The organism is Rhizobium sp. 57MFTsu3.2, from assembly GCF_012932765.1.
Taxonomy (GTDB): Bacteria; Pseudomonadota; Alphaproteobacteria; order Rhizobiales; family Rhizobiaceae; genus Rhizobium; species Rhizobium altiplani.
The window spans coordinates 1-4,370 of record NZ_JDWI01000072.1 but is presented as its reverse complement, the minus strand read 5'-3'; the positions used below and the strand labels follow the sequence as shown (position 1 = coordinate 4,370).

Below are 4,370 nucleotides of genomic sequence, written 5' to 3'. Positions count from 1 at the left end.
GAACTTGCAAACCGGGAGGAAACGATGCGCAAGTTTTTGCTGACGACAGCGTTGGTGACGATGAGTGTTGCGGGCTTGGGTGCTGCCAAGGCTGCGGATGTGAAGGAAGTGCAGATGCTGCACTGGTGGACGTCCGGCGGCGAGGCTGCGGCCTTGAACGTGTTGAAGGAGGATCTGTCGAAGGAGGGGTTTGCCTGGAAGGACGTGCCGGTTGCCGGCGGTGGCGGTGATGCGGCGATGACGGCGCTGAAGGCGATGGTTGCGGCCGGCACCTATCCGACGGCCTCGCAGATGCTCGGCTACACCGTTCTCGACTANGCCCAGGCCGGCGTCATGGGGGACCTGACGGAGACGGCGAAGGCCGAGGGCTGGGACAAGGCGGTTCCGGCGGCNCTGCAGAAGTTCTCCGTCTATGACGGCAAGTGGGTCGCAGCCCCCGTCAACGTCCACTCGGTCAACTGGCTGTGGATCAACAAGGGTGTGATGGACAAGATCGGCGGCACCGAGCCGAAGACCTTCGACGACCTGNTCGCGCTGCTCGACAAGGCGAAGGCTGCCGGCGTGACGCCGCTGGCGCTCGGCGGCCAGAACTGGCAGGAAGCGACGATGTTCGACTCGATCGTGCTGTCGACGGGCGGCCCCGAGTTCTACAAGAAGGCGATGAACGACCTCGACGAGGAGTCGCTGAAGTCGGACACGATGAAGAAGTCGTTCGACAACCTGCAGAAGATCGTCCAGTACGTCGACCCGAACTTCTCCGGACGCGACTGGAACCTTGCGACCGCCATGGTCATCAAGGGCGATGCGCTCGTGCAGGTGATGGGTGACTGGGCCAAGGGCGAGTTCGTCGCCGCCAAGAAGACACCGAACACCGACTTCCTGTGCTACCGCTTCCCGGGCACCGACGGCAGCGTGATCTACAACTCCGACATGTTCGGCATGTTCAACGTGCCTGACGACCGCAAGGCAGCACAGGTGGCGCTTGCCAAGGCAACGCTGTCGAAGAGCTTCCAGTCGGCGTTCAACGTCGTCAAGGGCTCGGTTCCGGCCCGTACCGACGTTCCGGATACCGATTTCGACGCCTGCGGCAAGAAGGGTATCGCCGACCTGAAGAAGGCCAATGAAGGCGGCACGCTGTACGGCTCGCTGGCCCAGGGCTATGGCGCGCCTCCGGCGGTTGCCAATGCCTACAAGGACGTCGTCTCGAAGTTCGTGCATGGCCAGATCAAGACCTCCGACCAGGCGGTCGAAGAGCTCGTCAAGGCCATCGACGACGCCAAGTAATCAAGGCCTCCCACGGTCTTCCCCGCCGGTGTCGGCGGGGAAGATTCCGCCACGGACGATCTCGTTGGAGGAGATGACCCCATGAGCACCATCGCTACCGATAAAACCGTTCTCACGCCGCACCGTGGAACGCCCATTTCCATCCGCGCGCGCCTGCAGGACGCGCTGCCGAAGATCGTGCTCGCGCCGAGTTTCGCCATCACGCTTGTGTTCGTCTACGGCTTCATCCTCTGGACGATCTATCTGTCCTTCACCAATTCCAAGACCTTTCCGTCCTACGTGCTGACGGGCCCGCGCGCCTATCAGCGGCTGTGGCGCTGGACGTTCGAAAGCGATCCGCCGTCCAGCTGGTACACCTCGATCACCAACATGGGCATCTTCGGTGTGCTCTATGTCGGCATCTGCCTGGCGCTCGGCCTGTTCCTGGCGATCCTGCTCGACCAGAAGATCCGCGGCGAGGGCATATTGCGGCCGATCTTCCTCTATCCGATGGCGCTCTCCTTCATCGTGACAGGCGTTGCCTGGAAATGGTTCCTCGATCCGGGGCTCGGGCTCGAGCAGACGCTGCATCAGTTCGGCTGGACGAGCTTCCACTTCGACTGGATCAAGAACAAGGACTTCGTGATCTATACTGTCGTGATCGCCGGTGTCTGGCAGGCGTCCGGCTTCGTCATGGCGATGTTCCTTGCCGGCCTTCGCGGCATCGACAGCGAGATCATGAAGGCGGCGCAGATCGACGGGGCGACGACCGTGCAGCTCTATCGCCGCATCATCATCCCGTTGCTCAGACCGATCTTCCTGTCGGCCTTCATCGTGCTCGCCCACATGGCGATCAAGTCTTACGATCTGGTTGTGGCACTGACCTCGGGCGGCCCCGGCGGCTCGGCCTGGCTGCCGTCCAACTTCATGTACGAATACACCTTCAAGCGCAACGAGATGGCCGTCGGCTCGGCGAGCGCGGTGATCATGCTGATGACGATTTCGGCGATCATCGTTCCCTATCTCTATTCGGAACTCAGGGAGAAATCGCGATGAGCGCCGTCACCTCGACCCTGCCGAGTGCGGCCAGCGCCTCGCGCAACAGACTGTTCAGCCGGATCTTCATCTACGGGCTGCTTGTCATCTTCGCGATCATCTACCTGATGCCGCTGTTCGTCATGCTGGTGACCTCGTTCAAGACGATGGACGAGATCCAGAACGGCAACATGCTGGCGCTGCCGCAGTCGCCGACCATCGAGCCCTGGTTCAAGGCCTGGGGGCAGGCCTGCGTCGGGCTGACCTGCGCCGGCATCAAGGGCTACTTCTGGAACTCGATCAAGATGGTCGTTCCGGCCGTGGCGATCTCGACGATCATGGGCGCGCTGAATGGCTACATCCTGACCAAGTGGCGCTTCCCCGGCCACACGCTGGTGTTCGGCCTGATGCTGTTTGCCTGCTTCATCCCGTTCCAGTCGGTGCTCTTGCCGATGGCGACCATCCTTGGCAGCCTCGGCCGCTTCGGGGCGACGCTGCGCGACCAGATCGGCATGTCGCTCGGCTTCGGCAATCCGACCGTCAACCTCGTCACCGTTCACGTCGTCTACGGCCTCGGCTTCACGACGCTGTTCTTTCGCAACTATTACGAGGCCTTTCCGACCGAACTGGTGAAGGCGGCGCAGGTCGACGGTGCCAGCTTCTTCCAGATCTTCCGCCGCATCATGCTGCCGAACTCGCTGCCGATCATCGTCGTCACCGTCATCTACCAGTTCACCAACATCTGGAACGACTTCCTGTTTGCCTCGGCCTATGCCGGCACGGGCGATTCCATGCCGATGACGGTGGCGCTGAACAACGTNGTCAACACCTCCACCGGTGTCGTCGAATACAACGTCAACATGGCGGCGGCGATGATCGCAGCGCTTCCGACCCTCCTCGTCTACATTCTCGCCGGCCGCTACTTCGTGCGTGGCCTGATGGCGGGCGCTGTCAAAGGATAATCCAATGGCTTTCCTCGAAATCTCAGGTCTCAAGAAGCGCTTCGGCTCGCTGGAGATCCTCAAGGGCATCAACCTTGACCTGGAAAAGGGCGGCTTCCTCGTGCTCGTCGGCCCGTCCGGCTGCGGCAAGTCGACCTTGCTCAACACCATTGCCGGCCTGGAATCGATCACCGAGGGCGACATTCGCGTCGATGGCCGCAGCATTGCCGACCTGCATCCGTCGAAGCGCGACATCGCCATGGTGTTCCAGAGCTACGCGCTCTACCCGAACATGACGGTGGCCGGAAACATCGCCTTCGGCATGGAGATGCGCGGCGTGCCGGTCGAGGAGCGCAACAAGGCGATCGACAAGGTCGCCAAGGTGCTGCAGATCGGCCACCTGCTCAATCGCAAGCCGAGCCAGCTGTCGGGCGGCCAGCGCCAGCGCGTCGCCATGGGCCGCGCCCTGGTGCGCGACCCGAAGCTGTTCCTGTTCGACGAACCGCTCTCCAACCTCGACGCCAAGCTGCGCGTCGACATGCGCATCGAGATCAAGCGGCTGCACCAGGCGACCGGCACGACGATCGTCTATGTGACCCACGACCAGATCGAGGCGATGACGCTGGCCACCAAGATCGCCGTCATGCGCGACGGCGAGGTGCAGCAGTTCGGCACGCCGGCCGAGATCTACAACAACCCGGCCAACATGTTCGTCGCCGACTTCATGGGCTCGCCGGCGATGAACCTCCTCGCGGGGACGATCGAGAAGGGGGCGTCCGGCCTGACCGTGTCGCTTTCGCGTCCGCAGGGCGAGCCGATCCGGCTGCCTGTCACGGCGGGCAACGGCGCGCTCGAAGCGCATACCGGCCGCGAGATCGTCTTCGGCATCCGCCCCGAGGCGCTGACCGATCCTGACGGTGCGGACCGCAACGCCAAGGCGCTGGCCGAAAGCGACTGCCTGATCGAGGTGGTGGAACCGGCCGGATCCGACACCTTCGCGGTCACCAAGCTCGGCGGCAAGGAGGTCGTGGCGCGGCTCAGGGCCGACGCCCGCATCCAGGCCGGCCAGCACGCCCGCCTCGCCTTCAACCTCGACAAGGCCGTGTTCTTCGATCCGCAAAGCCAAACCCG

General features: G+C 63.0%; 4 protein-coding genes. All 4 read left to right on the top strand.

From position 1 onward, the window contains the following. Positions 1–24: 24 nt before the first annotated feature. The gene (locus AF71_RS31205) at positions 25–1,284 is read left to right on the top strand and encodes an ABC transporter substrate-binding protein (RefSeq protein WP_169684541.1); all 1,260 of its coding nucleotides are present in this window, start codon (positions 25–27) and stop codon (positions 1,282–1,284) included. Between the two features lie 81 nt (positions 1,285–1,365). Next, the gene (locus AF71_RS31200; RefSeq protein ID WP_029792362.1) at positions 1,366–2,319 is read left to right on the top strand and encodes a sugar ABC transporter permease; all 954 of its coding nucleotides are present in this window, start codon (positions 1,366–1,368) and stop codon (positions 2,317–2,319) included. Continuing rightward, a complete protein-coding gene (locus AF71_RS31195) occupies positions 2,316–3,260 on the top strand; it encodes a carbohydrate ABC transporter permease (protein WP_018117075.1) in 945 nt (314 codons plus the stop codon). Before AF71_RS31200 ends, AF71_RS31195 begins: the two co-directional genes overlap by 4 nt. A gap of 4 nt (positions 3,261–3,264) precedes the next feature. After that, a partial coding sequence (locus tag AF71_RS31190) for an ABC transporter ATP-binding protein (RefSeq protein ID WP_162706339.1) occupies positions 3,265–4,370 on the top strand: 1,106 nt, incomplete at its 3' end.